Genomic DNA, 26,267 nt, shown 5'->3' on the forward strand with positions numbered 1-26,267 from the left:
TTCATCCAATTGCTTTTTTAATTTTCGATATTAGTTCTTCTTTATCCCATCCCACATTATATTTAGACTCCGGAGCCTCCCAACAACCATTAGATATTCGATTAATAATAAATTCACCATTAGTTTCAAACGCGGGATACCAACCAACATCAACAATAACACCAGACTTAAATGATAATTGTAATAAATCCTCATCTAAGACCATTACTTGTGATTCTATACCCTGCGAAAAATCAATAGCCGATAGTTCATCAAATATCTTTATAAGATCAAGATCAAAATCGGTTCCTAGAATACTGTATTTTTCATCATTTCAAAAGTTTCCTTGCTACGTCAGCATCTATTGGGTGAGAGTGTATTGTATCTTGCGACTCCTTTGTCACAACCCACGAGGTTTCCTTACCTTTATAAGCCCCTTGAACAGTATCAAACTCTTTTATCTTCCAATTTTGACCATTTGTAGTCGGTGTTCCTGTTTCCAGCGTGAGATTTATTCCTTTTTCATTTTCCTCCATGCTTGTGATCAAACAGGTCACAAAGGGAATATTTTCTTTCGCTTTAAAGATGTTTATTATTTTTATAGTTTTCATTGTATGCTTCTCCTTGTCTTATATAAAAAACACCATTTCCTTTTGAAGAAAATCCAATTTAACTTCCCCTTCAGAACAGGTTTACTGCCTGTTTATTACTCTCTTTTGAAAAGATATTTATCCTATGAGCTAACGCTCATGTGCTGCCGCACGGCTACGCCCTGACGCTGATATCCAACGGGATTTAATGGCTAACACATTTTCCATTATTTGATTGCAATATGGAAAGGATCCTTTTTTCGATATATAGCATTTATTCTTAAGTTTACAGAAAAACAATATCCACAGCAGCACTTCGTGATTGTCCAAAACAATCACATTGCTGAAACAGGGTTCATCCCTGTTAATGATGGATTTATCCAAAAAAAGATCACGTCGAAGACGTCAATAACGTTAAAGAATAATTATTGAACCAATCACAGCAACAGCAGCGGTTCGTGATTGTAGAAAACAATCACTTCGCTGTAATAACAGAGTAAGGAAAATCACGCAGATAACACCACAGGTGCCATTTTCATCAGGCACGAACAAACTTCAACGCAAAATTCAACGTAAAATGTTTCTGAACAGATCAATTAAGAAAAATCCAATGCCACTCATTTTCTTTATTGAAAACCTTCAGTGCCATCCATAAAACAACAGGTGCCATTCAACAGGCACACATCCCCTTTTACTATATTAAACTTATTATTATATTACAGCCGTTATTTCCATTGTAAAACAATAGATTACAGAAAAAAGGTTATAGCTTCCTATAACTCAGGTTATCGATATCTATAACTCAGGTTATAGTTTCCTATAACCCCTGTTAGCAAAAACTATAACTATAGTTCCATACTGAAACTATTATTTAAAACTGGCGGACATTCCACTCTCAATAAACTTATTCCAGTCTGTGTACCATGACCATTTCTATGGTCCATGATCTGTGGATAGATCTCCATTATTTCAAAACTTTTTCCACTTATTTTTGACTTTGTTATTGATGATAGTGTTTAATCTGTTATGTATTAATAAAAATAATAACAAAAGGAAAAATACAATGACACAGATCGATTTTAACGCCCTCAGTGATTTATCACCCTTCCAGCTAACACAGTATATTGATGACCATTATTTCACCAGTGAACAAAAGGTGTTAATATTTGAGCATTATCACAGCACACATAAAGATACGACCAACATCTATTCAAGAAAGGAAAATATTAAATCTATAAAGAAAGATGTTGATTATGTTCATATGTTTACGAAAAACTTCCAGCAACTCGCAGAACTTGATATTTCAAAGAATGAACTGAAAGTTATCGCAAGGATATTAAATATCATGGAGTTTGGAAACTGCTTTCATATCTCACAGGCAAAACTATGCCGCGACTTGGACATTAAAAAGTCAAACATGTCTCTTGTCTTTAAAAAACTCAAAAAGAAAGGGATTATCATTGATAAAGATGGAGATCTATTTATGAACTCTAACATATTCCTCAAAGGACAAGCTCATTCTATAAATGCCAAACAACGACCTAATGTCAAAAAAGCACAGGGATTTGTTGTTGATGATAAAGAAAGATTTGATAACGTTTATACTTTCAGATCAGAAACTGATGAAAGTAATGATATGGACAGCAATAGTGAACCATCTATGAATAATGGGAATTTGAAACTACAGCGCCCTGATGAGACACCTGAATACTTATTTGAACAAACAGAATAGCCATAGACATTATTTAAACGCCATGCTGTAATTTGACACTTACACTATATCTCGTAATATAAATATATTCACTATTCTATTTACGAGGTATATATGAGGAAAGTAAAATTAGACAACGATGATTTAATTCAGTATCTGAACACCATCAAAGCATTAAAAAAATATCCAACGATGTCTGAATACAGGGAGGAATATCGCAGGATAAGAACCTATGGTTCACCGTTGAGTGAAGCCAAGAAATTTAAATCGGCGCATGCCGAACTTCTGAGATTAGACAGGAAGAAAAAATCGTTGCTCGAGAAATTTATTGAAGAACTCAACCCTGTCAGTCACGCATCAGCCCTTGCGTCAAGAAAGCTTGAAAAAGTACAGGAGTCCATTATCTACCGAAAGTCATTACTTGAGAAAAGCCCTGATGAACTCGTCGCTCTGGTCATAAAACAGCGCACAGAAGCTGCTATTGAGTTCCAGCGTTCTGTTGAGCAAAGTCTTGAGCAACTTTCAGATATATCTTCTGATTTTAATGCATCAGCAACAAAGCGCCGAAAATTTTCTATCTAGAATAAAACTACCATACTGGCAGTATATTACCAATATGGTGGTTTTATTTTATAACTCATGTGGTGATACACGATCACGCTCCATTTTCTTAAGCAACCGTTGTAATCTTTCTGCCCTTAGCTTTTGTGCCTTCTTCTCACCAATCTCCTGATAGTATTCTTCCCGACGCTCCGCAACAACTTTGCGGAACTTCTTCAAAAACTGTTCCAGTGTTTTGATGTCGGTAGTAGCAGCTTCTGATTGGATTTTTTTATACATATACATTACATGAAATTCATCAATCATTTTTGGCTCCTGTTTTTATTTACTGTTTTTTAGTTAGCCCCTTGCGGGGCAACTTTTAGAACTCATTTCCTGAATCGTTCTGAATGGCACACCAACACAACAGCAATCTGCTCGAAGTTAACTTCATTAATACTCCCACTATCACCTTCTTGGGTTGTAAATCTCTCAAAGTTATTCTGAATATGGTCAATGATGTTCATAATAAATGGACTCATGAAATCAGGATCATCAAGATAGTCATTAGCGTCTCCATCTCCATTCACTTCCTGAAAAAGCTTCCAGCTTGCCTCCAATGATCTTATAGCAAGATCAAGGAACAGCTGTGTAGACTTATTTGTTACTACAGTTTCTTTAGACATAATTAATCCTCATTTTTACATATTTGTTTGACTTATTTTATTTAGCCCCGGAATAGGGATAAAGAGATAACTACTTTTTATAAACAAGATTAATGTTCACTGATCCGTATCTTAAATCCATTTCACTGACAAGCTCGTTATTAACATACCTGTTCAGTGCGTCTGTAAGGTTTTCATCATCCATTACTTCCTCTGCTGAATACCCACATAGCGCAATGAACGTACTGACGCTTGCTTGGATGGTGCAGAATATTTCAGGCGTTTGCTCATATAGCAGACTTACTGATATTGCAATATTATCATTCATTTAAATGTTCCTTTATTGAGTTGATTATTAGCCCCTTGCGGGGCCATATACTGACCACATGACCATTAGTTTGAGTTAAAAATAACGTTGTGCATATGTCTCAGATTCACTTTGACCTCATCGAATAAAACATCTCTGAGAGAGCCTGAGCTTTTACACTCCTTAAGAAACTTATTAAATCCTTCCTTACTGTTTTCTATTACCTTGTCAAAAACATCATCCATATATATTCTGTCTTCAACCATTTTAACAAATCTATCGCCCATGTATTCCTGCATATTACTGATATAAAGCTCATAGCAATAAAATGACTTCACAAGGAATAATCTGGTAGATTCATTGTAAACTTTAATTTCGTGGACTTCTGTTATTGCTTTACTCATTTTTATTTCCTTCTTTATTTTTAAGTGAACGTCCCCCTACAGAAATCTGTATGATTTTGGTAAGGGATATTATTTACAACAGTTTTATTTTCTTATGTTTACATAAAACCTCCTTAGATCATTATATGGATAATATTTGTTAAACTGCTTGTTTTCGTGATGCCTGAATAGCTCGTTCAATCCACGCATCCACCTCACTTTCAATAAAGGCGATTGCTCTTACACCTGTTTTTATCTGTGCGGGAAAGCAGCCCGCTTTAATAAGCTCATATATCCATGTTTTCCCGAATCCAGTTCTGTTCATTACCTCAGGTAAACGAATAAGCTTGGGATGTTTATCTGTTTTGATTTGAACCATATTTATCTCCTGTGTTGTTCGATGAGATAATTGTATGGATTTTTCTTGTGATTTAGGAGGGACGTTCAGGGATAAGTTTTTTACGCAGATTTTTGGAATGGGAAAAATAGGGTATGTTCAGCCTTAGTGAATATAGGCGATTTTTACATTGCGCAAAACACCGCCTTTTGGAAGATCAGTCCTGATCGGATTGCTCATCCTTACCAAGTTCCGCTCTGATTAGATCCTGAATATTCCAGTGTCTTCTGTCGTCGTATCTATATGTAAAATCGACAAAAGAGCGATAGTGAGCAAGGTTTGTCAGATACTTAACTGCCAGAGGATGATCTGTTGACTTCACCTTATCAACATCACGGATACCGTCTTTAAACTCATCAGGGTATAAAAAGCTGGTCAGTTGTGGCATACCAATCCTGACCTCTTCATCCTGCGCCCAGTACAGCAGGTCCATGGTGGGGATAATGTTGTAATCGAGTATTTTTTTAAGGTTGCTGACCCCAAAGCGAAAATCTCTGGCTGGAGGCTCAGGAGCCTGTAGCTGCTGTTTCCACTCAGGAACCATGACTTTCAGGTGATTGATGATTTCTTCGGGTGATGTTTCTGCCAGATTAATTTGAACCAGCATCAGCCCTTCGTTGTTTACCCCGGCTTCCTTCAGATAGTGCGAGACTTCCATATGTGGTAGGGGTTTTCCTTCCGGGTTTACGTATTTATCGAAAGCAGCAACATAACCCGCCACCTCCCATAGCCCTTGGTGTGTTACAGGCTTGATGGCATAGCTGGAAGATAGTCTTTTTTCTGGTCCACCGAAAACATCACCAAATACGACTTTACCTTCAATCAACTCTTCGTAATATTTCTGATGCCTACTAAGGTTTTCGGGAGACAACTCAGCCCGGTTTTGTTCCATACGATAGGCGACAATCCTGTTTTCTATCTCTTGAAAAAGTTGTTCTACTGTCAAATTTTGTAGGACGCTGTAATTTTCAATGTTGAACCATTCATTAACAGCGCTGGCGATCTCCGCTTTGGTCATGTGGCATCTATCCTTCTGGCTTTACTTATCACTTTGATATGTTATGAGTAAACATATCGGATTTGGTGACGGTAATCTATTGAATAGAGCAGGGAAAAGCAGCTGAACAATCAGTCCAGACTTGAAGATTGTTCAGTAAGATTTGGCAGGGTATGTTGTCATAACCAATTGAATATAATTGACTTTATTTGCAATCACACTTATAAACTGATGGTACATTAGTTGGTATACTTAAGGTGATTATGATTATTCTACATTTATTTCATATTGTTAACACAAACTACGATTCCGAGTCCGGCACCACTTATTCCAAACCCTCGCTTCGGCGGGGGTTTTTGCTTTCCGGGCCAGGGAGTTCTGGTCATTCCAGTGCGCTATTTCTCTTGTTGCAGCAGGTATCCAAACAAATCCACTGGACCCTCCCCGCGGCCATAAAAAAGCCCACGCGGATAAACTATCCACATGGGCGTATGTAGCCTAAGATTATTATTTTCAGGACGCCATTATTACTTCGCCCCGTTTATTATTCCGAAATTAAATAGAGAATTAATGCCGTTTTATTTGTTTAAATACTTCGACGGTATTTTTAATGGCTTTTTCCGTTGGCAGGCGCTCCATTGAGCTGGCGCCGTAGAAGCCGTGACACTCAGGGCAATGCGCAAGGATATACGCGGCATCTTTCGGCTCAGCGATAGGCCCGCCGTGGCACAGCACAATCACATCGTCTCGCACTTCTTTCGCAGCCCTGGCGCAGGCATTGATAATAGGTATGCAGGAGTCAAGATCGTGAGCGGTCTCCGCACCGATATCCCCACCGGTGGTCAGGCCCATATGCACGACAATGATATCCGCGCCGGCTTGGGTCATCGCTACCGCATCATCCGGGCTGAAGACGTACGGTGTCGTCAACATTCCTTTCTGGTGCGCCAAACGTATCATATCCACTTCCAGCGCATACCCCATTCCGGTTTCTTCCAGGTTTTTACGGAAGTTACCGTCGATAAGGCCCACGGTCGGGAAGTTCTGTACACCGGCAAAGCCCTGGGTTTTCAACTCATCCAGGAACGGCGAGAGATTGCAGAAAGGATCGGTGCCACATACGCCAGCAAGAACCGGCGTAGACTTAACCACGGGCAGAACTTCGTTACCCATTTCCCGCACAATCTGGTTGGCATTCCCGTATGGCATCAAGCCAGACAGAGAACCCCGACCGGCCATGCGAAAGCGCCCCGAGTTGTAAATGACTATCAGGTCGACGCCGCCGGCCTCTTCGCTACGCGCAGAGAGGCCGGTGCCAGCGCCGGCACCGATAATCGGTTCATCACGAGCAACTTTTTGCTTCAGACCTTCAACAAGCATCTTGTAATTATTCATTAAAGTTTCCCTGGCGTTGAGTGATGTGAGGATCCCTGGTGTCGCATGACTGCGTTAAACGTCTCAATCACAAGTGCTGCAAATTCAGGTGCGTTAATATGGTGAGGCGTTTTGATAATCTGCCGCTGGCTGGTCTGAACTACAGTCGATTCGAGTCCTTCAGCAAAAGCCCGTCTTGCCTGCGGATCGAAGAACGGCTGGTCAGGCGCATCAAGCGCGGAAAATCCGCCTTCTGGTAGTAAGAAGCGTACCGGCCCATTGCATTGATTGAGCTTGCGGCCAATCCATACCCCGAGCTGGAAGTTTTCTTCTGGTGTTGTGCGCATTAGCGTCACCTGAGCGTTATGTTCGACAAACTGCCGCTGAGCATAACGCTCAGGTATGCTGCTAACCCCTCCGAAATTGACCATGTCCAGCGCACCGGCGCTGCCAATCCACGGTATTTCAGTGCGGGCAATGCTATCAAGTCGCGTTTCCTGGCAGGCCAGAACGCCGCCAAATAGCAGGTCAGCGACTTCGGTCAGCGTGATATCAATAACCCCCGCTATCTCACCATCTGCAATCAGTTGCTCCATCGATGTTCCACCATTGCCCGTAGCATGGAATACCAGCGGATCGTACTGCTCATTCAGAACAGGTATCAGTTGGTTGATACAGGGCGTGGTCACCCCAAACATCGTCACACCGAGAACCGGTTTTTGGGCCTTCACCGGGGCAGCAACATGGCTGACCGCGCCGGCTATCATATTGGCCGCATTGGTTAGAATAGTGCGAGACAAGTAGTTGAGGCCGTTGAGGTCCGTTACGGTATACTGCATGGCGATATCCGAGCCACCGACATAACAACCGACATCACCGGACGCCATAGTGGACACCATCAGTTTAGGTATACCTATCGGCATTGACCTCATCGCATAGGTGATAAGGGCCGTGCCGCCAGAGCCTCCAATGCCTATCAGGCCAGAGATATCTTCAGACGTGCTCTGTAAAAAGCGCTTTAGCGCCACAGACATCGCGGCGATCGCCTGGCCGCGTTCATTACAGAAGACGGCCGAGCTACCTTCCGGGTGGTATCCGGCAATGTGCGATGACGAAATATCTATCTTGCCATTTTCGTATAACGCTGACGCGCTTGCGGTAGATACATCAATAATACGCGCATTCACACCCGCGGCGTGCAGCCGGGTTTTCAGCCAGACTAGCTCATCCAGCTTGGTATCCGCAGTCCCTATGACATACACAAACTTGGCCATACAACTCACTCCGTGATGAGGGCTGAAATATTGATTGATATCGTGCAATACGAAATTAGGCTAATATTTTATATCATTCAAGCTATTTTTATCACTTGTGATATTTTTTATTAACCGGGCCAAAAAATGCAGCTTTTCGACGAAAATAACTTGTCCCCCGTGCGACGCCGAACCCTTGAACGGTTGGTTAACGCGGCACTTAAACTTTATAAGGAAGATAAATTTCCTTCCCCGGAAGAGATAACCCGCGAAGCCGAGTATGCGAAAGTCACCCTGCGAAGCTACTTTTCGACTCACAGCGAGTTCGTTGAATATGTTGTCAAACGGGTAATCGGGTCTATTGAAAGGCCTGCCATGGGCGATAATGCTGAAGAAAATATCACCCGATTACTAAGCTGGGGATACGGGGAACTTTACTCCCATGAAGGGCTAATGCGTGATGCAATGCGTATTTCACAGCAACGCTGGCAGGCCCGACATGAAGAAAAGGAGTGTGAAGAGCACGAGATTTTGCTCAAAAAGAGTAACCGCCGGGAAGCGCTTACTGACGCCCTGGCACCGCTGGAATCCCAGCTCCCTGCCGAGAAAATACAAAAATTGATTATGCTGATGTCAGTGCTCTACGGTACCGAGGCGATGACGGTGCTCAAAGATACCTTCGGGCTGGATCAGGATGAAATTGTCGCGCTGACAACGTGGGGCGCCAAACTCATGCTACGACAGGCAAAACTGGAGTAAACGTATATCATCATCTTCGCCTTACTGGCACATTAACATCCGAGAGTATTCATCTGCAGATAGCGCTATCCAGCACAGCAATAGTAGGTTGATTTTACAGTCTGCAGCGCCCAAAGCAGGCGCGAAACGGAGACTAACCCAGAAATATTTGCCACGGTGAACAAAAACGATGTGCCGATGAAGGGTTTAATCTTTATCGGCGTATTAATATCCGTGGGATTGACGATCGCCGCTTAATTCATGCCGGCAGCACAGTTGCAGGCTATTATCCTGATATCGATATTCGCCTCTTTGCTGCCGTGTATTTATACGCTCGTTACCCTGCTGGCGGCATGCCAAAGCTCTGAACCAGGGCGGGGATTATTTTCTATTGCCTCCTGGCGATAATAGGAGTTCTCTTCAGTTTATCTGCGCTTTTTGGACCAAGCCGTAACACCATGCCAGGAGGAGCCTTAATGATGATACTCACCGCCCTGTTATACGCGACGGTGGCCGCATAGCGCAGCAAAAGGGGAACAAACGCTGTATCCAGACAGTGAGCAATACAAAAAAATAGCCTGCAAATTTATTACTTATTCATAATACCCGGTGGAGAATCAGCCGCTGCCTCGCTCAATAAGCAATAATAGACATTAATCCGACTGGCCAAGTTTGCCAGTTTTCACGACAAAGCCGACAGCCTTACCTCAAACATCAGCCATAGCGCGCATCCTCTGCCCTCATTAGGGTAGCCAGCTACCCTAATGAGGTATTCATTATAAAACCGTCAGCGCCAGTAATATTACACAATAGGTATTCCTTGAAGCTTTCTACGCAATAATGCTTAACGTTTAATACTCAAGAGCGCCGATCTTGCCGCTGCGGGCAGGAGTGAATTATGGACTGAAGTTATTCAGCGTGCATTTTCGTGTGGCAATAATAGAGATGAAAAATACATAATGAAGTTTAATTAACTGTAACTATTCAATCTCCTCCGCAGTAGCCAATATTATTAATTGAAAATAATACCAATTTATATCACGCCAACCCGTCTGATTAAGTTAACTCAAAATAAAGTACCAATACGGCCTGCTCCATTGGGCATCGCCATTAAGTTCCTTTAAAGCCTAGGCCGTACGGCACGGTCAATGCCGTTGGTGAATATCAAAAGACCAGCCACGGTTTGCTTCCTATCGGGAGCATCAAAAGCTAGCTAATTCGATTGCGCAGGGTGCCTACTCTTTTCCATAATTCTGACAGGACCCGATCGCCAATACTCCCTGCCAGTGCGCAGATTGAAAGCGTACTCATTGCAGCAATAGATTCCGCCTGACAAAAAACAAAAAAAATAAAACCTACAAAGCACGACGTCATGATTTGGCAAATAAATAACAAGAGTAAAGGCTGGCGCCCTTTTCTCTTCATCATTTGTAAAAACTTGACGCCGCCGCCCCACGCAGATGCCAGTAAACAATAGCCCAGCAATTGGGTATTCACTATATTAATCATATAATTTCCCTGAACTTACATGGCGATTTTGAAGCCTGTGAAAAGTTAAAATAAAATAATCAGAAAATAGCATTTAAAACTGTTCTATTATTTCAGGCATTGAGTACGAATATACTCCTGTAATGCTTTTATCTGGATTGTCGCCGCTGTAATGCCGCCTCTGAGGGCAAAATAATCCTGTTCAGCGGCATGAGTAAGTCGCGGGGTGGCACCATCATCCACGCCGGAGGCGGGAGCGGCTGGCGGCACTCGCGGGCAGGTTGCCGCGAGCTGCAGCCGCTGACGGCCAGTAGCAACATTAAGCTCCAACTCTTCAATTGTTGTTTTTGCATTGTCCAGCTCCCTGATATAGCGGGCATCGGCTTCCGCTAATGCTTTATTTCGTAGATGCAGCGCTTCAAGGGTGTGTTTTACCTCGACCAATTCAGCACCAAGAAGCTGGTTATGTTTTTTCTCCTGCAAATACTGTGCGCGATAATATTTTGCGCTGGTAAATAGAAGAGACGCTGCAGCGATAACCAGCCCGGTTATTACAAGCCTCCCACGCAAATTCATCATGACTGAAACAGCTCGCTTTCTGCTTTCCGTCGCCGCGTTAATCCCGGCAATGGCACACCTTTAACCTTATTCCAGTTTAAAAATTGTTCCGCTGCGCCCCAGTAATCACCGGCATTTAACTTTTCAAGCAGAGTCGATTTTCTAAATGCATCTATACCTACGTTGTAGCTAAAGCTGGTTAATGCATCGAACTGATTCTGATTGATGCTGACTGTTACCAGCCTGGTTACTTCTCGTTCATAGTTAACTAACCCCCCTCGAAGTAATTCTTCAGCTTTATCCCGGTCGATACGCATTCCTCTGCCAACGGGAACCCCGTCGACGGATTGCGTCCAGCCGTATCCAATAGTCCAGATACCACCATAATCCTGATAGGCATCAAGCCGGCATCCTTCAAACATTTTAATTAACGATATACCGCGGTCGCTAATAACCATAACTCCTCCTTAATTAGTCATAAAATTAATTACCCATGGCAAGCTTATAAAAAGTAGAACATGTTTTTTTAAATTTCGGGAGTAAAGAACTAACAATATGATTTACTATGATAAGTCATTATTCACTTGCATACTGTTGATATCATCAAAGACGCTCTCTTATCATTACACTCAGATCTATATTTTCCAAGCAAACAACTAAAGGCTATTTATGTGGGAAAATAGTCTGATAAAATTATGCATATCCTTCTGAAATATCCCGGGCATTATTTTGCTGAAATGGGTTAATCATTAACAAAGGATTTGTTTCGGGCATTCACTTTACCCACTAATATTTATACTACTAAAAAGTATAAGCAGGAAAACTGATAAGAGTGATGCAAAAATGCACATTGCCAGCGCAATTATATGCTTAATTTTTTTCAGAACCTATGCGCGAGAAATCATCCATGTTTAATTTTTAAGTATTCACCCGCGCCGGGAAGCATCATATTTAATGCATTAGAGCCACAGTGGTATTACAACAGAGAGTTTCAATAATTGATGAAAAGTGAATTCCTGCAATATTAGCAATAGATAAAAAAGGCCATTAATAACACCAATATTAATATGATAACCATTGATGTAATTGCTTTAAAATTACAATGATATATGTTGCCCGGTAGTAACGACCTCTTTCTGCGTTCTATAGGCTCAGAATCATCCCCCTGGTTCTTTTTCCTGACTAAAGCTGGTGGAGTATTCAAACGATATCCATAGCGTGGATTAGATACCAAATACTCTTTCAAACCCAACGGCTCAAGATCTTTCCGGAGTAAATAGATTTGTTGAGTCAGTGACGCATTATATATCGTTAAGTCATCTTTCCCCCATACTGCTTTAATAATATCGCAGCGACTGACGTACTTACCTTTATTTTCGACCAGGGATTTAAATACCTCTTGACGAATACCTTTGATGGCAATTGCTTCGCCATTCTCTCTATAAATGTTGCCATCCTCAAGTGAAAATGAGCATCCCAACCCTATATCTACAGGCACAATATCCTCCTTCTTATGATGGAGAGCATCCTTTAAAATGCAATTATTAACCAACGCAATCATATATACCACATGAGATAATCCATAAAAAGAATAAGCTCACAAAATGATTACCTTTTCATTCCCTTAATTTTTATAACCTATCGTTTCTATTAAATTGATCGATAATATCTTTTTAAGAGTTATAATACATAAAGAGAAATATTACTCTTAAATCAAATAGTTTTTGCAACAGAAAAAATGTAAGAAAGACTTTATATTGACTACAATGAAAATTAAAACCATCTTATTTTCAATATTTAATACATATAAAACAACAAGTTATAACAATAATGATAACCTTATGACAGTCCTCCGGGGAAAATGGAAAATGAGCCAATCAGAGCCATATAACTTAACAGCGCCTGCTCTTAAATAACAAGCAGGATATAACTATAAGATTACCACTATTGGTAATAACTTAAGAAGGGATTATCTTGTTGCCAGGCATAATTTTATCTATCTTTAAAATAATAGATGTAATCACTAATATAAAATGATATCTATCAATATCAATCATTATCTTTCCCTATCATTTTTAGTACCAATTCAAAATTTTGTCGGGACGAAGCACTACACTTTTTGATATATATACCTATAGATTTTATAGTAATTAGCCACTAGCATGGACTAAGAATTCATGCGCTAATGATATAATGCTATAAAATGCATCTTGATAAAAATACAGTTTTAATCTTTATTTAAAAATATATGTTGTATCCATTTTATTTATTGTTACAACCAGTGGAGGATTTATGGAAATTGCTATGGGACTGCTTTATGAAAATACTGACAGTAACCTGAACAGACTGATTGAGCGTCAGCATAATGCGTTTCTACAGCTAGGAAACCCATTCTTACTCATTCCCTTTAACAGGCAATGGCGCGAGCCAGGACAGAGTACATTTAACGGGCTACACGATGAGACTCTTTTTGTTCTGGAAAAATTATATACGTTTACAGCATCTCCACTTTTCGGGGTTATGGACGTATCATTAGATGAAAAATGTCTTCCCGCAGCGAGTGAACTCTCCAGACTCAATGATTGCCTAATTTATGAGGGCCTAATTATTATCAATCGCGCTTATTATCCTGAAATGATGCGCGTAAAACGTAATCAATAATTATCAGCGGCTGAGTTTTCCATAATATTAGAAAGCGCCTGCAATAAAATGAGATCAATGACTTAAAGACGATCCACCAGGCGTTATTGATGAAACCGGTTTGACGTTGGGCAGCGCGTATAAATCGGTTATAACACACTCCAGGAGAGAGTTTTATACACCGCCAACGTCGAAATGACGAATCTGACCGGCTCAAATTACAGGTTCCCGCGAATTATAATTAGCAATATAACTGCGGTTTCTAACACCAAACCGGATATGGTATCCGGTATAAAAAACCCGAGGCACAGACCTCGGGTAATAAATAAATAGTTAACTTCACATTGTAAATATTTACTGAGGAGCTTTTTGCAGCGTTTTTTTCTGCCGGGATAATAATTTTGTCGCAAGTAAGCCTGAAATCATCGAGCCGTTAACGTTCAGCGCAGTACGCGCCATATCAACAATAGGCTCAATTGCAATAAAAATCCCTACCAGCGCAACTGGGAAGTGAAGCGTCGATAAAACGATAAGTGCAGCGAATGTGCCGCCACCGCCGACGCCGGCCACGCCAATAGAGCCCAGCGCAATCGCTGGTAACAGCGCGAATAAGAACTGCGGGGATAACGGATCAATACCCAGTGTCGGCGCAATCATCGCCACCATAATTGCCGGATAGATTCCCGCACACCCATTCTGCCCCATATTTAAACCAAAAGAGGCCGCCATATTCGCAATGGTATCAGGTACCCCTAATCTCTCCTGGGAGGTTATTGCCAAAGGGATTGAGGCTGCACTGCTGCGGGAAACAAAAGCAAAAGTTAAGGCCGGCCAAACCGTTTTAAAATAGCCTATCGGGTTGCCGCCGGTGAGGGCAATAATAAGACCATGCACCACAAACATCGCCAGCACCGCCAGATAACACGCCACAATAAATCCAAGCAGGCTAACAAATTGCGCCAAATGGTAGGAGAGGAAAACCTTCGCCATTAGCGCCATCACGCCATAGGGCGTAAGCGCAATAACAATCCTGACCATTTTCATAACCCAAATCTGAACGGCATCGATTCCTACATTCAGCGTTCTGCCGGCTTCCGGTGCGTCATGCTTTACTTTCAGGAGCGCAACGCCGGCCAATAGCGCGAAGATAACTACGCCGATCACGGAAACGCTGCGCGCTCCGGTTAAATCGAGAAAGATATTAGAGGGAACTAAAGATGCTATCAGAGCCGGAAGAGAAACACCTGAGGTTTTCGCCACATCGGCATCGGTCAGCGTTGACTGAAGATGGCTAAAAGCACTGGCATCCAGGTGAAGCATCCGCGCCGTGACAACCCCCACCAAGCCGGCCATCATTACCAGCCCCATCATGCAGGCAACAAGGGTGAGCGACATTTTGCCAACCCCGGCGGCATTTTCTAATTTATTAATGGCAGAAAGGATGGAAATAAAAATAAGCGGCATGGCAACAACTTTTAACAAACTAATATAGCCACTGCCGACCACTGCCAGCCAACTGATAATAGTATTCCCGTGGGCTTCGGGAATAAAATGTAGCGTAATGCCAAGCCCCGCCCCCATCACTATTGCGCTAAAGACGCTTTTCGATATAGAAGTTGTTTTTTTGTTTATTTTGTAGATTAAGAAACAAAACAGCGCGAACGCGCAGAGATATATTGCATAGAAAAGCATCAAATGACTCCTTGCCTCATTCAGCACCTGAAATGCCGGAAAGGGTTGACTAGCTCGAATAATGGATTGATGGAAAAGCTTTTTCCGCGGCCATTATAAAGCTGCTCACGGCTTATCGCTATAAAAACAAAACAGATTTTTAAAACCAATTTAGTTTCATATATAAAATTAAATGCAGCGATGCGTCATTCCAAATACAAATATTGCTGGCTCAGCGCCGCTGAGTAATTAACGCAGGGTAGCGGTACTGTTAATCGCTATCACCGGGGGAAATAAAAGGCATTTACCGCACCACCGCTCAATTGCTAAATGCACCTCAATGGCTTAGGCTCGCGCGGATGTCCTTAATAAATCAGGAGTGATGATGAACCAAACTTTCACGCTACACGGCAGCCGCATTCACGATATTTCCTCATTTTACCAAGAGGTCAATCGCGAATTTATGGCCGACGAAAGCTGGCAATTAGCGGAAAGTCTCGATGCGTTAAATGACATGCTATACGGCGGCTACGGCGCGCTGCGCGGAAATGAACCCGCAACGCTAATTTGGCGTGATATTGCCCATTCACGGGCAGCGCTGGGCCTGGATACTACGCGCCGTTTTTTACAGAACAAAATCGCGCAGCCGGAGCGTTACAACACCCGGTATATTCAGCAACAATTAGACGCCCTGGAAAGCGGCCAGGGTGCCACCTATTTTGAAATAGTCATGGAAATCATTGCCGATCATCCAAATATCACGCTACAAGAAGCCTGACCCTGCATCGGCCTCTACCAGGCTATCTGCTACACTTTATTAACATAAATGCTTATCCACTTCACGCTCACGAGCAAGGAGACAGGCACCATGTTACAGCAGGATTATCAACCGCCGGAAGTCTGGCGCTGGAACCAGCAAAATGGCGGCAAATGGACCGCAATTAATCGCCCAATCGCGGGCGCCACCCACGATGCAGAACTCCCGCAAGGAAAACATCCGCTACAGCTTTACTCCCTCGCCACACCCAACGGACAAAAAGTTACCATCATGCTAGAAGAGCTGCTGGCGCAAGGTATTGAAGGCGCAGAATACGATGCGTGGCTGATTCGTATCAGTGAAGGGGAGCAATTTTCCAGCGGCTTTGTCGCCGTTAATCCCAACTCAAAAATCCCGGCGCTGCTCGATAAAACCCATGCGCCCCCGGTGCGCGTGTTTGAATCCGGCGCCATTTTGCTCTACCTGGCGCAAAAGTTCGGGCAGTTTCTTCCTGAAGAAATAGCGGAACGCACTGAGGCGCTGAACTGGCTCTTTTGGCTGCAGGGCTCGGCCCCTTACCTTGGCGGCGGTTTTGGACATTTTTACGCCTACGCGCCGGTGAAAATCGAATATGCTATCGATCGCTTCACAATGGAAACTAAACGTCTGCTTGACGTACTGGACAGACAGCTTGCCCGTCATCGCTATATTGCCGGGGAGAGTTACACTATCGCCGATATCGCCGCATGGCCCTAGTTTGGGAACCTGGTATTGGGCAGCGTTTACGGCGCGGCAGAGTTCCTGGATGCCGCAACGTATCAGAACGTTATACGCTGGGCACAGGATATTGCTGAGCGCCCGGCGGTACAGCGGGGCCGCATGGTCAATCGCCTCACCGGGCCGCTATCAGAACAGCTGCACGAACGCCATGACGCCAGCGATTTTACTTCCCGCACGGAAGATAAACGCCACGACCTCCCCTGATAAGACCGCAGGGAGTCGGCCCCCGCGCTCCCTGCGTCGCTTGCTTTAATGAGCAAGCCTTTCCCCTTTTCATTCACGAAAGTGCGTACCGCCCGGCTGACAGTACCTGGGGTTACCCTTACTATAGAAATCCGGCAACAGAACAAAAATAAAGGAGACGACATGCTCTGGACCCCTAACCCTGAACGCTATTCCCGCATGCAGTATCGCCGCTGCGGGCGTAGCGGCCTGCAGCTTCCTGCCCTGTCTCTCGGCCTGTGGCACAACTTCGGCCACCAGCACACCCTCGATTCTCAGCGCGCGCTGCTGCGTCGCGCCTTCGACTTAGGGATCACCCACTTCGACCTGGCCAACAACTATGGGCCACCGCCGGGCAGCGCCGAAGAAAATTTTGGACGTCTATTGAAAGCAGATTTCCCCGGACTGCGCGACGAGCTTATTATTTCTACCAAAGCCGGGTATGAGATGTGGCCCGGCCCTTACGGCAGCGGAAGCTCTCGTAAATATCTGCTGGCCAGCCTTGACCAAAGCCTCGCGCGTATGGGAATTGATTACGTCGATATTTTTTATTCGCATCGGGTCGATGAAACCACGCCGATGGAAGAAACCGCTGGCGCGCTGGCGCATGCCGTACACAGCGGCAAAGCGCTTTATGTTGGGATCTCATCCTATTCGCCTTCACGCACCCGCGAAATGGCGAAATTATTGCGCGAACGCAGGGTTCCGCTGTTAATCCATCAACCATCTTATAATTTGATTAATCGATGGGTCGATCAAAGCGGGCTGTTGGATGTGCTGGATGAGGCCGGAGCTGGCTGTATCGCATTTACACCGCTGGCGCAAGGACTACTGACCGGCAAATATCTCACCGGCGTACCCAGCGGATCACGTATGCAGCATGATGCCAATAAAATGCGCGGACTAAATGAAAAGATGTTAACCGACGCTAACCTGCACAGCCTGCATCTCCTTAACCAGATGGCGCAGCGCCGGGGGCAAAGTATGGCGCAAATGGCGCTAAGCTGGCTGCTTAAAGATACGCGCGTAACCTCTGTGCTAATCGGTGCCAGCCGCCCGGAGCAGCTCGAAGAGAATGTTCGGGCACTGGAGAATTTAACTTTCAGCGCGCAGGAGCTGCGGGAGATAGATACCCACGTCGTCGACGGGAATATCAATCTGTGGCAGGCGTCCTCGGACAGTTAGTAAGAACATACCTCTCCGCCCGCAGCCTGAACCTGCGGGCGGAGAGGCATTCTTAGCGCTGGCAGAGTGAAGCCACACAATATGCATTCAGCCGCTACACAGTAGCGAAAATAACCCGGCTTACGTTTGCGGGAATATCACCGTAGCGATTATTTTCTCTCCTGCAACACGCATTCACCGGCCGGTAAGATATTGCCCTAAGCTTGCCGCCTGCAGTAGCGTTATGAGATAGCGCGTCTTTGCGCTGAGAAGCCAGTGCGCTTCGCCAGTCCATGGGCGTTTCCGGGGCGTTATTGCGTATCTGCTCTGCAACGGGAGGCTATACAATTACTCCCGATTTTCTATCATCAGACTTTCATCTTCATCTATCAGCGCCGCAAGCTGGCTAACATGGCCGATACAAACATCGCCTGTGCGCCCGCACTTGCTTTTATCCACCAATAGCAGCGCCTGCGTCGCACGGGATAATAGCAACTTTTTATAGTGCGCATCCTTAACGTCGGCTTCCCAAATATCCCCATTTGCCGCAAGGCCCAGGCAAGAGAATATAAACATATCGATATCAATATGACGCAGCAGCGCCAGCAGTGCGGGATTGTCATAACTGCCCTGCTCGCGATCCAGCCAGCCACCGCTGTGAAGTACCCGAACGTGGCGATGTTTTGCCAGCGTGCAACAGATACGATAGCTATTGGTAAACACCGTTAACGGAATATCCGGAAGCTGGCGCGCAAGGTGCCAACCGGTAGTGCTGGCATCCAGCGCCAGCGTCATTTCTTCATCAACCCATGCCAGCGCGCGACCAGCCGCCGCGGCTTTACGCACGTGATGGCTTTTTACACGCTGATGAAATGACGGTATATGCACCGCACCGTCGTGCGTACTGCACGCCCCACCGTGAGTGCGTAAAATCGCCCCCTGCTGCTGTAATGCGCGCAGATCGCGCCGCAGAGTCTCGCGGCTGACAGATAAAGCCAGCGCAAGGTCATCAGTGGTCATTTGATGATGTTTATCAAGTAATTGAACTATTCGACGCTGGCGCACTTCCTTCATGCATGCCTTCCCCTGATGGTGTCCACATTTGAACATTCATTTGTAGCGGCCCTGATGGTTAAAAGCCAGTTGTAACAGCTGGCAGCCGAAATCTCCCCGGCTCGCAATCAGCGCAAATTTCGGCTCACATAAACTGCAAATGAAAAACACCACCGGCTCGCATTAAGTGATAACGGGCGGTTTATCCCCGCTTACGCGGGGAACACCCGCTTAGCGCCGTTCTGAGCCGTTAGACCAGCGGTTTATCCCCGCTTACGCGGGGAACACTTTGCATCTTCCAGCAACAATGCAATCACATGCGGTTTATCCCCGCTTACGCGGGGAACACATCCAGTCTGTGTTGTTGAAGTCGATCACCGGCGGTTTATCCCCGCTTACGCGGGGAACACTTTAGAACAACTCAAAACGGCTCTGTCGGGTCACGGTTTATCCCCGCTTACGCGGGGAACACATCGGCAACCTGCCAGCCGTGCGCGTACCGTACGGTTTATCCCCGCTTACGCGGGGAACACTTAATTTCGGCAAAACCGTCATCGTAGACAGCCGGTTTATCCCCGCTTACGCGGGGAACACGATGAGGCATGGAAAGCGGTTAACGAAATTGACCGGTTTATCCCCGCTTACGCGGGGAACACGTTATCGTCCAGTTCCCACTGTCGATCGTGGACGGTTTATCCCCGCTTACGCGGGGAACACCCAGGGACATCTTTACCAGACTCAAGAAGATGCGGTTTATCCCCGCTTACGCGGGGAACACAGCAAGATGGGTAATGTCATCCGCCGCCCCATCGGTTTATCCCCGCTTACGCGGGGAACACGATCCATCCATCAACAGCTTCCCGCAGGTACGCGGTTTATCCCCGCTTACGCGGGGAACACATTCAGACGATTATTCTTATTTCTTAATGGGCCGGTTTATCCCCGCTTACGCGGGGAACACTTGCTCTGATCAAGCTGTTCGAAGGCTGCAAGCGGTTTATCCCCGCTTACGCGGGGAACACTCTTAACGTAACCTATTGTTTATATTTATATTTTTTGGCATTATTATTTCCACCAAAAAAATGCTTATAAAACAAACAATATAAATTTTACTAACCCACTGATTTTAAAGAAATGACAAAAACAAAAAGCCATCGATATCACATTTCACCAACTCAACTTTATTAATTCAAAGAGTTATATACAGTCATATTTATATTCTTCGGCACATTCTCTCATTAACCCCAGGCAACCATAGATGGCTCACTTTTAAAAAACGGCCTGAGTTATCTAACATGGACACATCAAATAATTTCACAGAGCCTTGCGAATTCAACGCTAGCGTGCCGGCCATAAAAAAACGCGGCTCTAAATAGAACCGCGTTTTCACAGATATCGCTGTCGCTTATCCGATATTAATGCGACGTTTTACTAACTTCCTGACCAACAAGACCTATTTTCAGATACCCGGCCTGATGCAGTGCATCCATCACATCCATCATCGTTTCATAATCCACGGTTTTATCCGCCCGGAAAAAAATGGTCGTTTCTTTTTTTCCTTCCGTCACCCGCTCTATTGCATCTATCATATTTTCCCGCGTCACGGCTTCGTTCCCGAGAAACATGGTCTTATCGGCTTTTACAGAAAGATAAACCGGTTTTTCCGGGCGCGGCTGAGGCTGGCTGGAAGACGCGGGGAGATTAACTTTTACATCAACCGTTGCCAGCGGCGCTGCCACCATAAAAATAATCAGCAACACTAACATTACGTCGATAAACGGCGTGACGTTAATTTCATGCATCTCACCGTGGTCATCGAGATTTTCATTAAAACGCATTGCCATAGCGCATTATCCTACGCGCAGTTTATGCGCAGCCTGCGATACCGGACGCGCCTGCGCGCTGGCGGCCAGATCGAGATGCCGGCTCTGCAGCAGCAGTACCTGCGCTGCGCTGTCCCCAAGAGTAGCCTTATAACTACCAATGGCGCGCGCGAAAACATTATAAATTACTACGGCTGGAATCGCCGCGACCAAGCCAATAGCAGTCGCCAACAGCGCTTCAGCAATCCCCGGAGCTACCACGGCAAGGTTGGTAGTTTGCGTTTTCGCAATACCGATAAAGCTATTCATAATTCCCCATACCGTGCCAAAAAGTCCGATAAACGGAGAAATAGCGCCAATGGTTGCAAGGTAGCCGTTACCGCGCCCCATATAACGCCCAATCGCGGCCACGCGCCGCTCCAGCCGGAAACCAGTACGCTCTTTAATACCTTCGTTATCATCACTGCCTTCAGAGAGCGCCAGCTCGTCCTGCGCTTCTCGGATCAGCGCCGCCGTCACACTTTTATCACTAAATGTCGCCGCTTTTTCGCAGGCCTCATTAAGCGAACGCACATCGCTCAGCTGGCGTTGCTCCTGCTTCAGCCTGCGTCTACGGCCCAGCAGCTCGGCCCCTTTGCTGAAAAAGAGCGCCCAGGTAATAACGGAAGCCAGAATCAGGCCGATCATCACCGCTTTAACCACCATATCGGCATGATGATACATTCCCCAGACGGAAAGATCCGTCTGCATTAAGTTCTCTGTCACGTTTGTACTCCAGGACTGAATTTATGAAACACTGCGCGTAATAATAACAAAAAGCGCTCGAATTGATAGTAGTTCTCATTACTATTTAATCAGCCACATCCACTATTCATAATTTAAATGGCGTTAAAAATCGTAAAGCTAACCTTCCAGTTAATGCTTTTTTATTGCTAACCCGTCCGTCCTGGCCTACTTTGGACATCCAGACGTTCAAACGGGGAAAGCCATGAGCTCCAAAAAACTCGAAACAGCCCTTGTTCAGGCCGGGCGTAGCCGGCGCTACACTCAGGGATCGGTCAACAGCGTTATCCAGCGCGCATCATCGATTATTTTTGATACCGTCGCGGATAAACAGCGCGCGACGGCTAATCGCACCAGCGGCGCATTATTTTACGGCCGGCGCGGCACGCTAACCCATTTTGCGCTGCAGGAAGCCATGAGCGAGCTTGAAGGCGGCGCTGGCTGCGTGCTGTTCCCCTGCGGCGCCGCGGCGGTAGCGAATACTATCCTGGCGTTTGTCGAGCAGGGCGATCATATCCTGGTCACTAACACCGCCTATGAGCCCACGCAGGCGCTATGTACCAAAATATTGACGAAATTAGGCGTGACGACGGAATGGTTCGATCCGCTCATTGGTGCGGGCATCGCTGATAAAGTTCGCCCGGATACACGGCTGGTATTTCTGGAATCACCGGGGTCATTAACAATGGAAGTGCATGATGTTCCTGCCATTGTTAGCGCCGTGCGCGGTAAAGCGCCGAATGCCATCATTGCCATTGATAACACCTGGTCCGCAGGCGTGCTTTTTCGGGCGCTGGAACATGGCGTGGATATTTCTATTCAGGCGGGTACCAAATATTTGATTGGCCATTCCGACGCCCTTATTGGCACCGCCGTTGCCAACGCGCGCTGCCTGGAGCAGCTTCGTGAAAATGCCTACCTGATGGGGCAAATGGTAGATGCCGATACGGCATACCTTGCCAGCCGCGGGCTGCGCACCCTGGCCGTGCGCCTGCGCCAGCATGAAGAAAGCAGTATTACGCTGGCAAACTGGCTGGCTCAGCAACCGCAAATTGAGCATGTTTTTCACCCTGCGCTGGAACAATGCCCTGGTCATACTTTTTGGAAAAGGGATTTCCTCGGCAGCAGCGGTCTTTTTTCTTTTACACTGCGTAAGCGGCTGAATGACGCAGAGATGGCTCATTTTCTGGATAACTTTGCGTATTTTTCCATGGCGTGGTCATGGGGTGGTTTCGAATCACTGATCGTGGCGACTCAGCCAGAAGCGTTGGCGAACATGCGCCCGGAAGGCCACGTTAGCTTCAGCGGAACGCTTATACGAGTACATATTGGTTTAGAAAATGTTGAAGATCTCAGGGCAGATTTAGCAGCAGGATTGCAGCGTATCGCGTAAAGTTGACGGTCATGGAGCGTTAAATAGAGGCCTTATGCCGAAAACGCGCAATTTCTACGTTTCCGAACAAGGTTTCCCAATGTTTTCCGGGTACAATAGAGCGGCACACGCAGTCGTTTGTTCCATAGGGTAATCCATGGCCGTCATTCAACACATCATTGCTGCACTCTGGCAGCATGACTTTTCCGCGCTGGCGGACCCCCACGTCGTTGGGATCGTTTATGCCGTAATGTTTCTGACGCTGCTGTTGGAAAACGGCCTGCTACCCGCGTCTTTTCTGCCTGGTGACAGCCTGCTGGTGCTGGCCGGTGCGCTTATCGCTCGCGGCGTGATGGAATTTATCCCCACGATGCTCATACTGACCGTCGCCGCCAGCCTGGGCTGCTGGTTTAGTTATCTTCAGGGACGCTGGCTTGGCAATACGCAGACGGTTCGCGGCTGGCTGCAGCAGTTGCCCGAGCAATATCACCACCGGGCTTCCGGCATGTTCGATCGCCACGGTTTGCTGGCGCTGCTGGCCGGGCGTTTCCTGGCGTTTGTTCGTACGCTATTGCCAACTATCGCCGGCATTTCCGGGCTATCAAATCGTCGCTTTCAGTTTTTTAACTGGCTAAGCGCACTGGTATGGGTCGGCGTAGTGACCAGCTTTGGCTATGCGCTCAGCATGATTCCCTTCGTTAAGCGCCACGAAGATCTGGTGATGACGTTTTTAATGGTGCTGCCGATTGTGCTTCTGGCCGCAGGATTAGTTGGTGCACTGATTGTCGTGTTGCGCAGACGCCGCCCCGGCGCGCACTAATACCTGCACGCACGCCTTTTTCAGGAAATCCCCTAAGCGAAAATAAGCTGCTGATGCACACCTCGCCGGCAGGCAATTTATCCCCGCTTGTGTGGGGAACACGCAGCCAGCAGAAACCGATACTCGGTGTTTTTCGGTTTATCCCCGCTCACGCGGGGAACACTGAAACGCAAAACTGCTGAGTGGTTCTATAAACGGTTTATCCCCGCTCACGCGGGGAACACTCACTGCATCACTGGCGAACTGCATCAGGTCACGGTTTATCCCCGCTCACGCGGGGAACACACTGCTAGCCCTGTTGGTTGCTGGCTCATTTTCCGGTTTATCCCCGCTCACGCGGGGAACACGACGGGCTGGAATCACGCGGCAGAGTCTGCAGCTGGTTTATCCCCGCTCACGCGGGGAACACTATGTCGCACAGGCAGAGGCGGAGAAATCGCGCGGTTTATCCCCGCTCACGCGGGGAACACATTAACTGACTGTTATCACTCGAAAAACAACCCGGTTTATCCCCGCTCACGCGGGGAACACGCAATCTGGCGCTGATAACTCATTTCCAGAGACGGTTTATCCCCGCTCACGCGGGGAACACTCCACGCAGCTTGCACGCGATGCAACAGGCAGCGGTTTATCCCCGCTCACGCGGGGAACACTCTTATTATAACCTATTGTTTATAAAAAACTTTATCAGCATCACGATTTCTACCAAATAATTGGTCATAAAATCAACATAGCGAAGATTTATAACCAACTGATTTTAAAAGAATCATGAAATACGGGAGCTATTGAGGTTTCATTCTACCAACATGAACGCTTGGGTTACCGACAAACATCATGTAATAATCTTCCATCCATTTGAATTTAAAATACTTTCTAAGAATGATTTAACCTAATCTCTACATCATCCCCTTTCAATAAATGTTAAACCTGCATTGTTTTACAGCCCAAGAGCAGGCAATTTAACACAGGCCACCATAGGAATTTACGTAACTCAGCGCGTGAGAAAACCATATTAAAACTGTCGTTAAAAGCCTTATGCTTCCGGCGGGCAATCCGATTTCGGCATTCTGCACCTTCCCTTTTTCTCATGCGGCACGCGGGGGGAGATATGAGGCACTCTGTGCCATTCCCGGCTATCTAAACTTTCGTTTTTCATAATATCGTCCAGACTTTAGCTACACCGCAAAACCGTTATGATGGTTTTAACGTTTCATCCCTAAAGGAGGCACAGATGACAGATGCAACGCTCATAAAACTTAAGGACGGTAACCTTATGCCACAGCTCGGGCTGGGCGTATGGAAAGCCAGCCCCGATGAGGCGGCCTCTGCCGTGCGCAAAGCACTGGAAGTCGGCTATCGTTCTATCGATACCGCAAGCGCCTATAAAAATGAGGAAGGCGTGGGGAAGGCGCTGGCGGAAGCCAGTCTCCCTCGCAGCGATTTGTTTATCACCACTAAGTTATGGAACGACGCGCAAAAGCAGCCGCGTCAGGCGCTGGAAGCAAGCCTAGAAAAGCTCCGGCTCGATTATCTTGACCTATATCTTATGCACTGGCCGGTTCCGGAGCAGGATTGTTACGTCGAGGCCTGGCAGGGCATGATAGCTCTCCAGCAAGAGGGGCTTATCAAGAGTATTGGCGTGTGTAATTTCAATATCGAACACTTACAGCGTCTGATAGATGAAACCGGCGTCGCTCCGGTGATAAATCAAATTGAGCTGCATCCTTTACTCCAGCAGCGCCAGCTTCATGCCTGGAACGCAACGCATAATATACAGACAGAATCATGGAGCCCGCTGGCCCAGGGCGGAGAAGGCGTTTTTGATCGGCCAGAAATCCGCGGCCTGGCGGAAAAATACGGCAAAACGTCGGCGCAAATTGTCATTCGCTGGCATCTGGACTCCGGCCTTGTGGTGATCCCTAAATCAATAACCCCCTCCCGCATTCAGGAAAACTTTGACGTATGGGACTTCCGGCTTGATAAAGAAGAGCTGGCAAGTATTGCCAAACTGGATAGCAGCAAGCGTCTGGGGCCAGATCCCAGCACCTTCAGCGGTTAAATACCGCTATTTGGCGGCTCGCTTTATCGGGCCGCCGCTGGCAGCGCGCAGGCTCTCTGCGCCCTTCTGGCGATATCTATTTTCAAGAATGCCGGCACCAAAGCGGAAAGGTTTGCTGGATTTAAATGGCGACGAGTGTCTGA

General features: G+C 46.0%; 27 protein-coding genes, 1 pseudogene and 2 CRISPR repeat arrays. Of the genes and pseudogenes, 10 read left to right on the forward strand and 18 right to left on the reverse strand.

The genetic code is table 11. From position 1 onward, the window contains the following. Position 1 precedes the first annotated feature (1 nt). On the reverse strand, positions 2–205 hold the full coding sequence (locus SFA31_RS00435; protein ID WP_322836218.1) for a hypothetical protein: 204 nt from the start codon (positions 203–205) through the stop codon (positions 2–4). A 103-nt stretch (positions 206–308) separates the two neighbouring features. Next, positions 309–590 carry a hypothetical protein gene (locus SFA31_RS00440; RefSeq protein ID WP_322836219.1) on the reverse strand — a complete coding sequence of 94 codons (282 nt, stop codon included), beginning with the start codon at positions 588–590 and terminating at the stop codon, positions 309–311. A gap of 1,042 nt (positions 591–1,632) precedes the next feature. Here SFA31_RS00440 and SFA31_RS00445 point away from each other — a divergent pair. Together SFA31_RS00445 and SFA31_RS00450 are read left to right on the forward strand one after the other, a co-directional pair. Continuing rightward, positions 1,633–2,301, forward strand: a complete 669-nt coding sequence (locus SFA31_RS00445; protein WP_322836220.1) for a DNA-binding protein — start codon at positions 1,633–1,635, stop codon at positions 2,299–2,301. Positions 2,302–2,394: 93 nt separating this feature from the next. Next, positions 2,395–2,862, forward strand: coding sequence for a DUF4756 family protein (locus tag SFA31_RS00450; protein WP_322836221.1), 468 nt, complete (start codon positions 2,395–2,397; stop codon positions 2,860–2,862). A gap of 48 nt (positions 2,863–2,910) precedes the next feature. Here SFA31_RS00450 and SFA31_RS00455 read toward each other — a convergent pair whose 3' ends face one another. The 8 genes from SFA31_RS00455 to SFA31_RS00490 all read right to left on the reverse strand — a co-directional run bounded on the left by SFA31_RS00455 (position 2,911) and on the right by SFA31_RS00490 (position 8,217). Continuing rightward, the gene (locus SFA31_RS00455; RefSeq protein WP_023297909.1) at positions 2,911–3,147 is read right to left on the reverse strand and encodes a hypothetical protein; all 237 of its coding nucleotides are present in this window, start codon (positions 3,145–3,147) and stop codon (positions 2,911–2,913) included. A 62-nt stretch (positions 3,148–3,209) separates the two neighbouring features. Then, a complete protein-coding gene (locus tag SFA31_RS00460) occupies positions 3,210–3,506 on the reverse strand; it encodes a hypothetical protein (protein ID WP_000032534.1) in 297 nt (98 codons plus the stop codon). A 70-nt stretch (positions 3,507–3,576) separates the two neighbouring features. Continuing rightward, entirely contained in the window at positions 3,577–3,813 is a 237-nt protein-coding gene (locus SFA31_RS00465) for a hypothetical protein (RefSeq protein WP_274911401.1), read from the reverse strand. 65 nt (positions 3,814–3,878) lie between these two features. Next, positions 3,879–4,196, reverse strand: a complete 318-nt coding sequence (locus SFA31_RS00470) for a hypothetical protein (protein ID WP_000030115.1) — start codon at positions 4,194–4,196, stop codon at positions 3,879–3,881. A 139-nt stretch (positions 4,197–4,335) separates the two neighbouring features. Further along, a complete protein-coding gene (locus SFA31_RS00475; protein WP_038424695.1) occupies positions 4,336–4,554 on the reverse strand; it encodes a helix-turn-helix transcriptional regulator in 219 nt (72 codons plus the stop codon). A gap of 175 nt (positions 4,555–4,729) precedes the next feature. Then, positions 4,730–5,590, reverse strand: coding sequence for a DUF6387 family protein (locus SFA31_RS00480; RefSeq protein WP_322836222.1), 861 nt, complete (start codon positions 5,588–5,590; stop codon positions 4,730–4,732). A gap of 546 nt (positions 5,591–6,136) precedes the next feature. After that, complete coding sequence (locus SFA31_RS00485) at positions 6,137–6,964, reverse strand: phosphoenolpyruvate hydrolase family protein (protein WP_322836223.1); 828 nt, start codon at positions 6,962–6,964, stop codon at positions 6,137–6,139. Continuing rightward, positions 6,964–8,217 (reverse strand): Tm-1-like ATP-binding domain-containing protein, encoded by a 1,254-nt coding sequence (locus tag SFA31_RS00490; protein WP_322836224.1) that lies wholly within the window; start codon positions 8,215–8,217, stop codon positions 6,964–6,966. The genes SFA31_RS00485 and SFA31_RS00490 overlap by 1 nt, the downstream gene beginning before the upstream one ends. Before the next feature lie 126 nt (positions 8,218–8,343). Between SFA31_RS00490 and SFA31_RS00495 the strand changes: the two genes are divergently transcribed. Continuing rightward, on the forward strand, positions 8,344–8,955 hold the full coding sequence (locus tag SFA31_RS00495) for a TetR/AcrR family transcriptional regulator (protein ID WP_322836225.1): 612 nt from the start codon (positions 8,344–8,346) through the stop codon (positions 8,953–8,955). A 1,188-nt stretch (positions 8,956–10,143) separates the two neighbouring features. On the opposite strand, the gene SFA31_RS00500 is transcribed toward SFA31_RS00495, so the two are convergent. The 4 genes from SFA31_RS00500 to SFA31_RS00515 all read right to left on the reverse strand — a co-directional run bounded on the left by SFA31_RS00500 (position 10,144) and on the right by SFA31_RS00515 (position 12,541). Then, on the reverse strand, positions 10,144–10,443 hold the full coding sequence (locus SFA31_RS00500) for a phage holin family protein (RefSeq protein WP_322836226.1): 300 nt from the start codon (positions 10,441–10,443) through the stop codon (positions 10,144–10,146). An 87-nt stretch (positions 10,444–10,530) separates the two neighbouring features. After that, positions 10,531–11,001, reverse strand: coding sequence for a lysis protein (locus tag SFA31_RS00505; RefSeq protein ID WP_322836227.1), 471 nt, complete (start codon positions 10,999–11,001; stop codon positions 10,531–10,533). Beyond that, positions 10,998–11,438 (reverse strand): lysozyme, encoded by a 441-nt coding sequence (locus SFA31_RS00510; RefSeq protein WP_322836228.1) that lies wholly within the window; start codon positions 11,436–11,438, stop codon positions 10,998–11,000. Before SFA31_RS00510 ends, SFA31_RS00505 begins: the two co-directional genes overlap by 4 nt. Positions 11,439–12,004: 566 nt before the next feature. Continuing rightward, positions 12,005–12,541 (reverse strand): winged helix-turn-helix domain-containing protein, encoded by a 537-nt coding sequence (locus tag SFA31_RS00515; protein WP_322836229.1) that lies wholly within the window; start codon positions 12,539–12,541, stop codon positions 12,005–12,007. Between the two features lie 731 nt (positions 12,542–13,272). On the opposite strand from SFA31_RS00515, the gene SFA31_RS00520 reads away from it, so the two are divergent. Continuing rightward, positions 13,273–13,641 carry a hypothetical protein gene (locus SFA31_RS00520; RefSeq protein ID WP_322836230.1) on the forward strand — a complete coding sequence of 123 codons (369 nt, stop codon included), beginning with the start codon at positions 13,273–13,275 and terminating at the stop codon, positions 13,639–13,641. A gap of 333 nt (positions 13,642–13,974) precedes the next feature. Here the strand turns inward: SFA31_RS00520 and SFA31_RS00525 are convergent, their stop codons facing one another. Beyond that, the gene (locus SFA31_RS00525) at positions 13,975–15,312 is read right to left on the reverse strand and encodes a cation:dicarboxylate symporter family transporter (RefSeq protein ID WP_322836231.1); all 1,338 of its coding nucleotides are present in this window, start codon (positions 15,310–15,312) and stop codon (positions 13,975–13,977) included. A gap of 364 nt (positions 15,313–15,676) precedes the next feature. On the opposite strand from SFA31_RS00525, the gene SFA31_RS00530 reads away from it, so the two are divergent. From SFA31_RS00530 to mgrA, 3 genes and pseudogenes are all read left to right on the forward strand, one after another. After that, the gene (locus SFA31_RS00530; RefSeq protein ID WP_322836232.1) at positions 15,677–16,069 is read left to right on the forward strand and encodes a barstar family protein; all 393 of its coding nucleotides are present in this window, start codon (positions 15,677–15,679) and stop codon (positions 16,067–16,069) included. Positions 16,070–16,159: 90 nt separating this feature from the next. Continuing rightward, positions 16,160–17,032 (forward strand): annotated as a pseudogene (yghU, locus tag SFA31_RS00535) (glutathione-dependent disulfide-bond oxidoreductase). A gap of 162 nt (positions 17,033–17,194) precedes the next feature. Beyond that, entirely contained in the window at positions 17,195–18,235 is a 1,041-nt protein-coding gene (gene mgrA, locus SFA31_RS00540; RefSeq protein WP_322836233.1) for an L-glyceraldehyde 3-phosphate reductase, read from the forward strand. 327 nt (positions 18,236–18,562) lie between these two features. Here the strand turns inward: mgrA and fucR are convergent, their stop codons facing one another. From fucR to exbB, 3 genes are all read right to left on the reverse strand, one after another. Beyond that, positions 18,563–19,288, reverse strand: coding sequence for an L-fucose operon activator (fucR, locus tag SFA31_RS00545; protein ID WP_322836234.1), 726 nt, complete (start codon positions 19,286–19,288; stop codon positions 18,563–18,565). 177 nt (positions 19,289–19,465) lie between these two features. Further along, a CRISPR array of direct repeats spans positions 19,466–20,289; the repeat unit is 29 nt; unit sequence CGGTTTATCCCCGCTTACGCGGGGAACAC. A 393-nt stretch (positions 20,290–20,682) separates the two neighbouring features. Continuing rightward, positions 20,683–21,111 carry a TonB system transport protein ExbD gene (gene exbD, locus SFA31_RS00550; RefSeq protein ID WP_322836235.1) on the reverse strand — a complete coding sequence of 143 codons (429 nt, stop codon included), beginning with the start codon at positions 21,109–21,111 and terminating at the stop codon, positions 20,683–20,685. Positions 21,112–21,117: 6 nt separating this feature from the next. Beyond that, on the reverse strand, positions 21,118–21,855 hold the full coding sequence (gene exbB / locus SFA31_RS00555; RefSeq protein ID WP_322836236.1) for a tol-pal system-associated acyl-CoA thioesterase: 738 nt from the start codon (positions 21,853–21,855) through the stop codon (positions 21,118–21,120). A 223-nt stretch (positions 21,856–22,078) separates the two neighbouring features. Between exbB and metC the strand changes: the two genes are divergently transcribed. The 3 genes from metC to dkgA all read left to right on the forward strand — a co-directional run bounded on the left by metC (position 22,079) and on the right by dkgA (position 26,124). Beyond that, positions 22,079–23,266 carry a cystathionine beta-lyase gene (gene metC / locus SFA31_RS00560; RefSeq protein ID WP_322836237.1) on the forward strand — a complete coding sequence of 396 codons (1,188 nt, stop codon included), beginning with the start codon at positions 22,079–22,081 and terminating at the stop codon, positions 23,264–23,266. Between the two features lie 136 nt (positions 23,267–23,402). After that, the gene (locus tag SFA31_RS00565; RefSeq protein ID WP_322836238.1) at positions 23,403–24,065 is read left to right on the forward strand and encodes a DedA family protein; all 663 of its coding nucleotides are present in this window, start codon (positions 23,403–23,405) and stop codon (positions 24,063–24,065) included. A gap of 134 nt (positions 24,066–24,199) precedes the next feature. Next, positions 24,200–24,718: direct repeats of the CRISPR family, unit length 29 nt; unit sequence CGGTTTATCCCCGCTCACGCGGGGAACAC. 578 nt (positions 24,719–25,296) lie between these two features. Next, positions 25,297–26,124, forward strand: a complete 828-nt coding sequence (gene dkgA / locus SFA31_RS00570; protein ID WP_322836239.1) for a 2,5-didehydrogluconate reductase DkgA — start codon at positions 25,297–25,299, stop codon at positions 26,122–26,124. Positions 26,125–26,267: the final 143 nt, after the last annotated feature.

This window comes from Erwinia sp. HR93 (assembly GCF_034555055.1).
GTDB classification, from domain to species: domain Bacteria; phylum Pseudomonadota; class Gammaproteobacteria; order Enterobacterales; family Enterobacteriaceae; genus Apirhabdus; species Apirhabdus apintestini.

Coding starts and splice junctions, on each gene's coding strand:
- SFA31_RS00565 (WP_322836238.1), top strand. CDS start 23,403: ATGGCCGTCATTCAACACATCATTGCTGCACTCTGGCAGCATGACTTT.
- SFA31_RS00445 (WP_322836220.1), top strand. CDS start 1,633: ATGACACAGATCGATTTTAACGCCCTCAGTGATTTATCACCCTTCCAG.
- SFA31_RS00505 (WP_322836227.1), bottom strand. CDS start 11,001: ATGATGAATTTGCGTGGGAGGCTTGTAATAACCGGGCTGGTTATCGCT.
- mgrA (WP_322836233.1), top strand. CDS start 17,195: ATGCTCTGGACCCCTAACCCTGAACGCTATTCCCGCATGCAGTATCGC.
- SFA31_RS00485 (WP_322836223.1), bottom strand. CDS start 6,964: ATGAATAATTACAAGATGCTTGTTGAAGGTCTGAAGCAAAAAGTTGCT.
- SFA31_RS00480 (WP_322836222.1), bottom strand. CDS start 5,590: ATGACCAAAGCGGAGATCGCCAGCGCTGTTAATGAATGGTTCAACATT.
- SFA31_RS00465 (WP_274911401.1), bottom strand. CDS start 3,813: ATGAATGATAATATTGCAATATCAGTAAGTCTGCTATATGAGCAAACG.
- SFA31_RS00490 (WP_322836224.1), bottom strand. CDS start 8,217: ATGGCCAAGTTTGTGTATGTCATAGGGACTGCGGATACCAAGCTGGAT.
- SFA31_RS00495 (WP_322836225.1), top strand. CDS start 8,344: ATGCAGCTTTTCGACGAAAATAACTTGTCCCCCGTGCGACGCCGAACC.
- SFA31_RS00515 (WP_322836229.1), bottom strand. CDS start 12,541: ATGATTGCGTTGGTTAATAATTGCATTTTAAAGGATGCTCTCCATCAT.
- SFA31_RS00440 (WP_322836219.1), bottom strand. CDS start 590: ATGAAAACTATAAAAATAATAAACATCTTTAAAGCGAAAGAAAATATT.
- SFA31_RS00510 (WP_322836228.1), bottom strand. CDS start 11,438: ATGGTTATTAGCGACCGCGGTATATCGTTAATTAAAATGTTTGAAGGA.
- SFA31_RS00530 (WP_322836232.1), top strand. CDS start 15,677: ATGAACCAAACTTTCACGCTACACGGCAGCCGCATTCACGATATTTCC.
- SFA31_RS00525 (WP_322836231.1), bottom strand. CDS start 15,312: ATGCTTTTCTATGCAATATATCTCTGCGCGTTCGCGCTGTTTTGTTTC.
- SFA31_RS00475 (WP_038424695.1), bottom strand. CDS start 4,554: ATGGTTCAAATCAAAACAGATAAACATCCCAAGCTTATTCGTTTACCT.
- exbD (WP_322836235.1), bottom strand. CDS start 21,111: ATGGCAATGCGTTTTAATGAAAATCTCGATGACCACGGTGAGATGCAT.
- SFA31_RS00500 (WP_322836226.1), bottom strand. CDS start 10,443: ATGATTAATATAGTGAATACCCAATTGCTGGGCTATTGTTTACTGGCA.
- metC (WP_322836237.1), top strand. CDS start 22,079: ATGAGCTCCAAAAAACTCGAAACAGCCCTTGTTCAGGCCGGGCGTAGC.
- SFA31_RS00435 (WP_322836218.1), bottom strand. CDS start 205: ATGGTCTTAGATGAGGATTTATTACAATTATCATTTAAGTCTGGTGTT.
- SFA31_RS00520 (WP_322836230.1), top strand. CDS start 13,273: ATGGAAATTGCTATGGGACTGCTTTATGAAAATACTGACAGTAACCTG.
- SFA31_RS00455 (WP_023297909.1), bottom strand. CDS start 3,147: ATGATTGATGAATTTCATGTAATGTATATGTATAAAAAAATCCAATCA.
- SFA31_RS00470 (WP_000030115.1), bottom strand. CDS start 4,196: ATGAGTAAAGCAATAACAGAAGTCCACGAAATTAAAGTTTACAATGAA.
- SFA31_RS00450 (WP_322836221.1), top strand. CDS start 2,395: ATGAGGAAAGTAAAATTAGACAACGATGATTTAATTCAGTATCTGAAC.
- fucR (WP_322836234.1), bottom strand. CDS start 19,288: ATGAAGGAAGTGCGCCAGCGTCGAATAGTTCAATTACTTGATAAACAT.
- SFA31_RS00460 (WP_000032534.1), bottom strand. CDS start 3,506: ATGTCTAAAGAAACTGTAGTAACAAATAAGTCTACACAGCTGTTCCTT.
- dkgA (WP_322836239.1), top strand. CDS start 25,297: ATGACAGATGCAACGCTCATAAAACTTAAGGACGGTAACCTTATGCCA.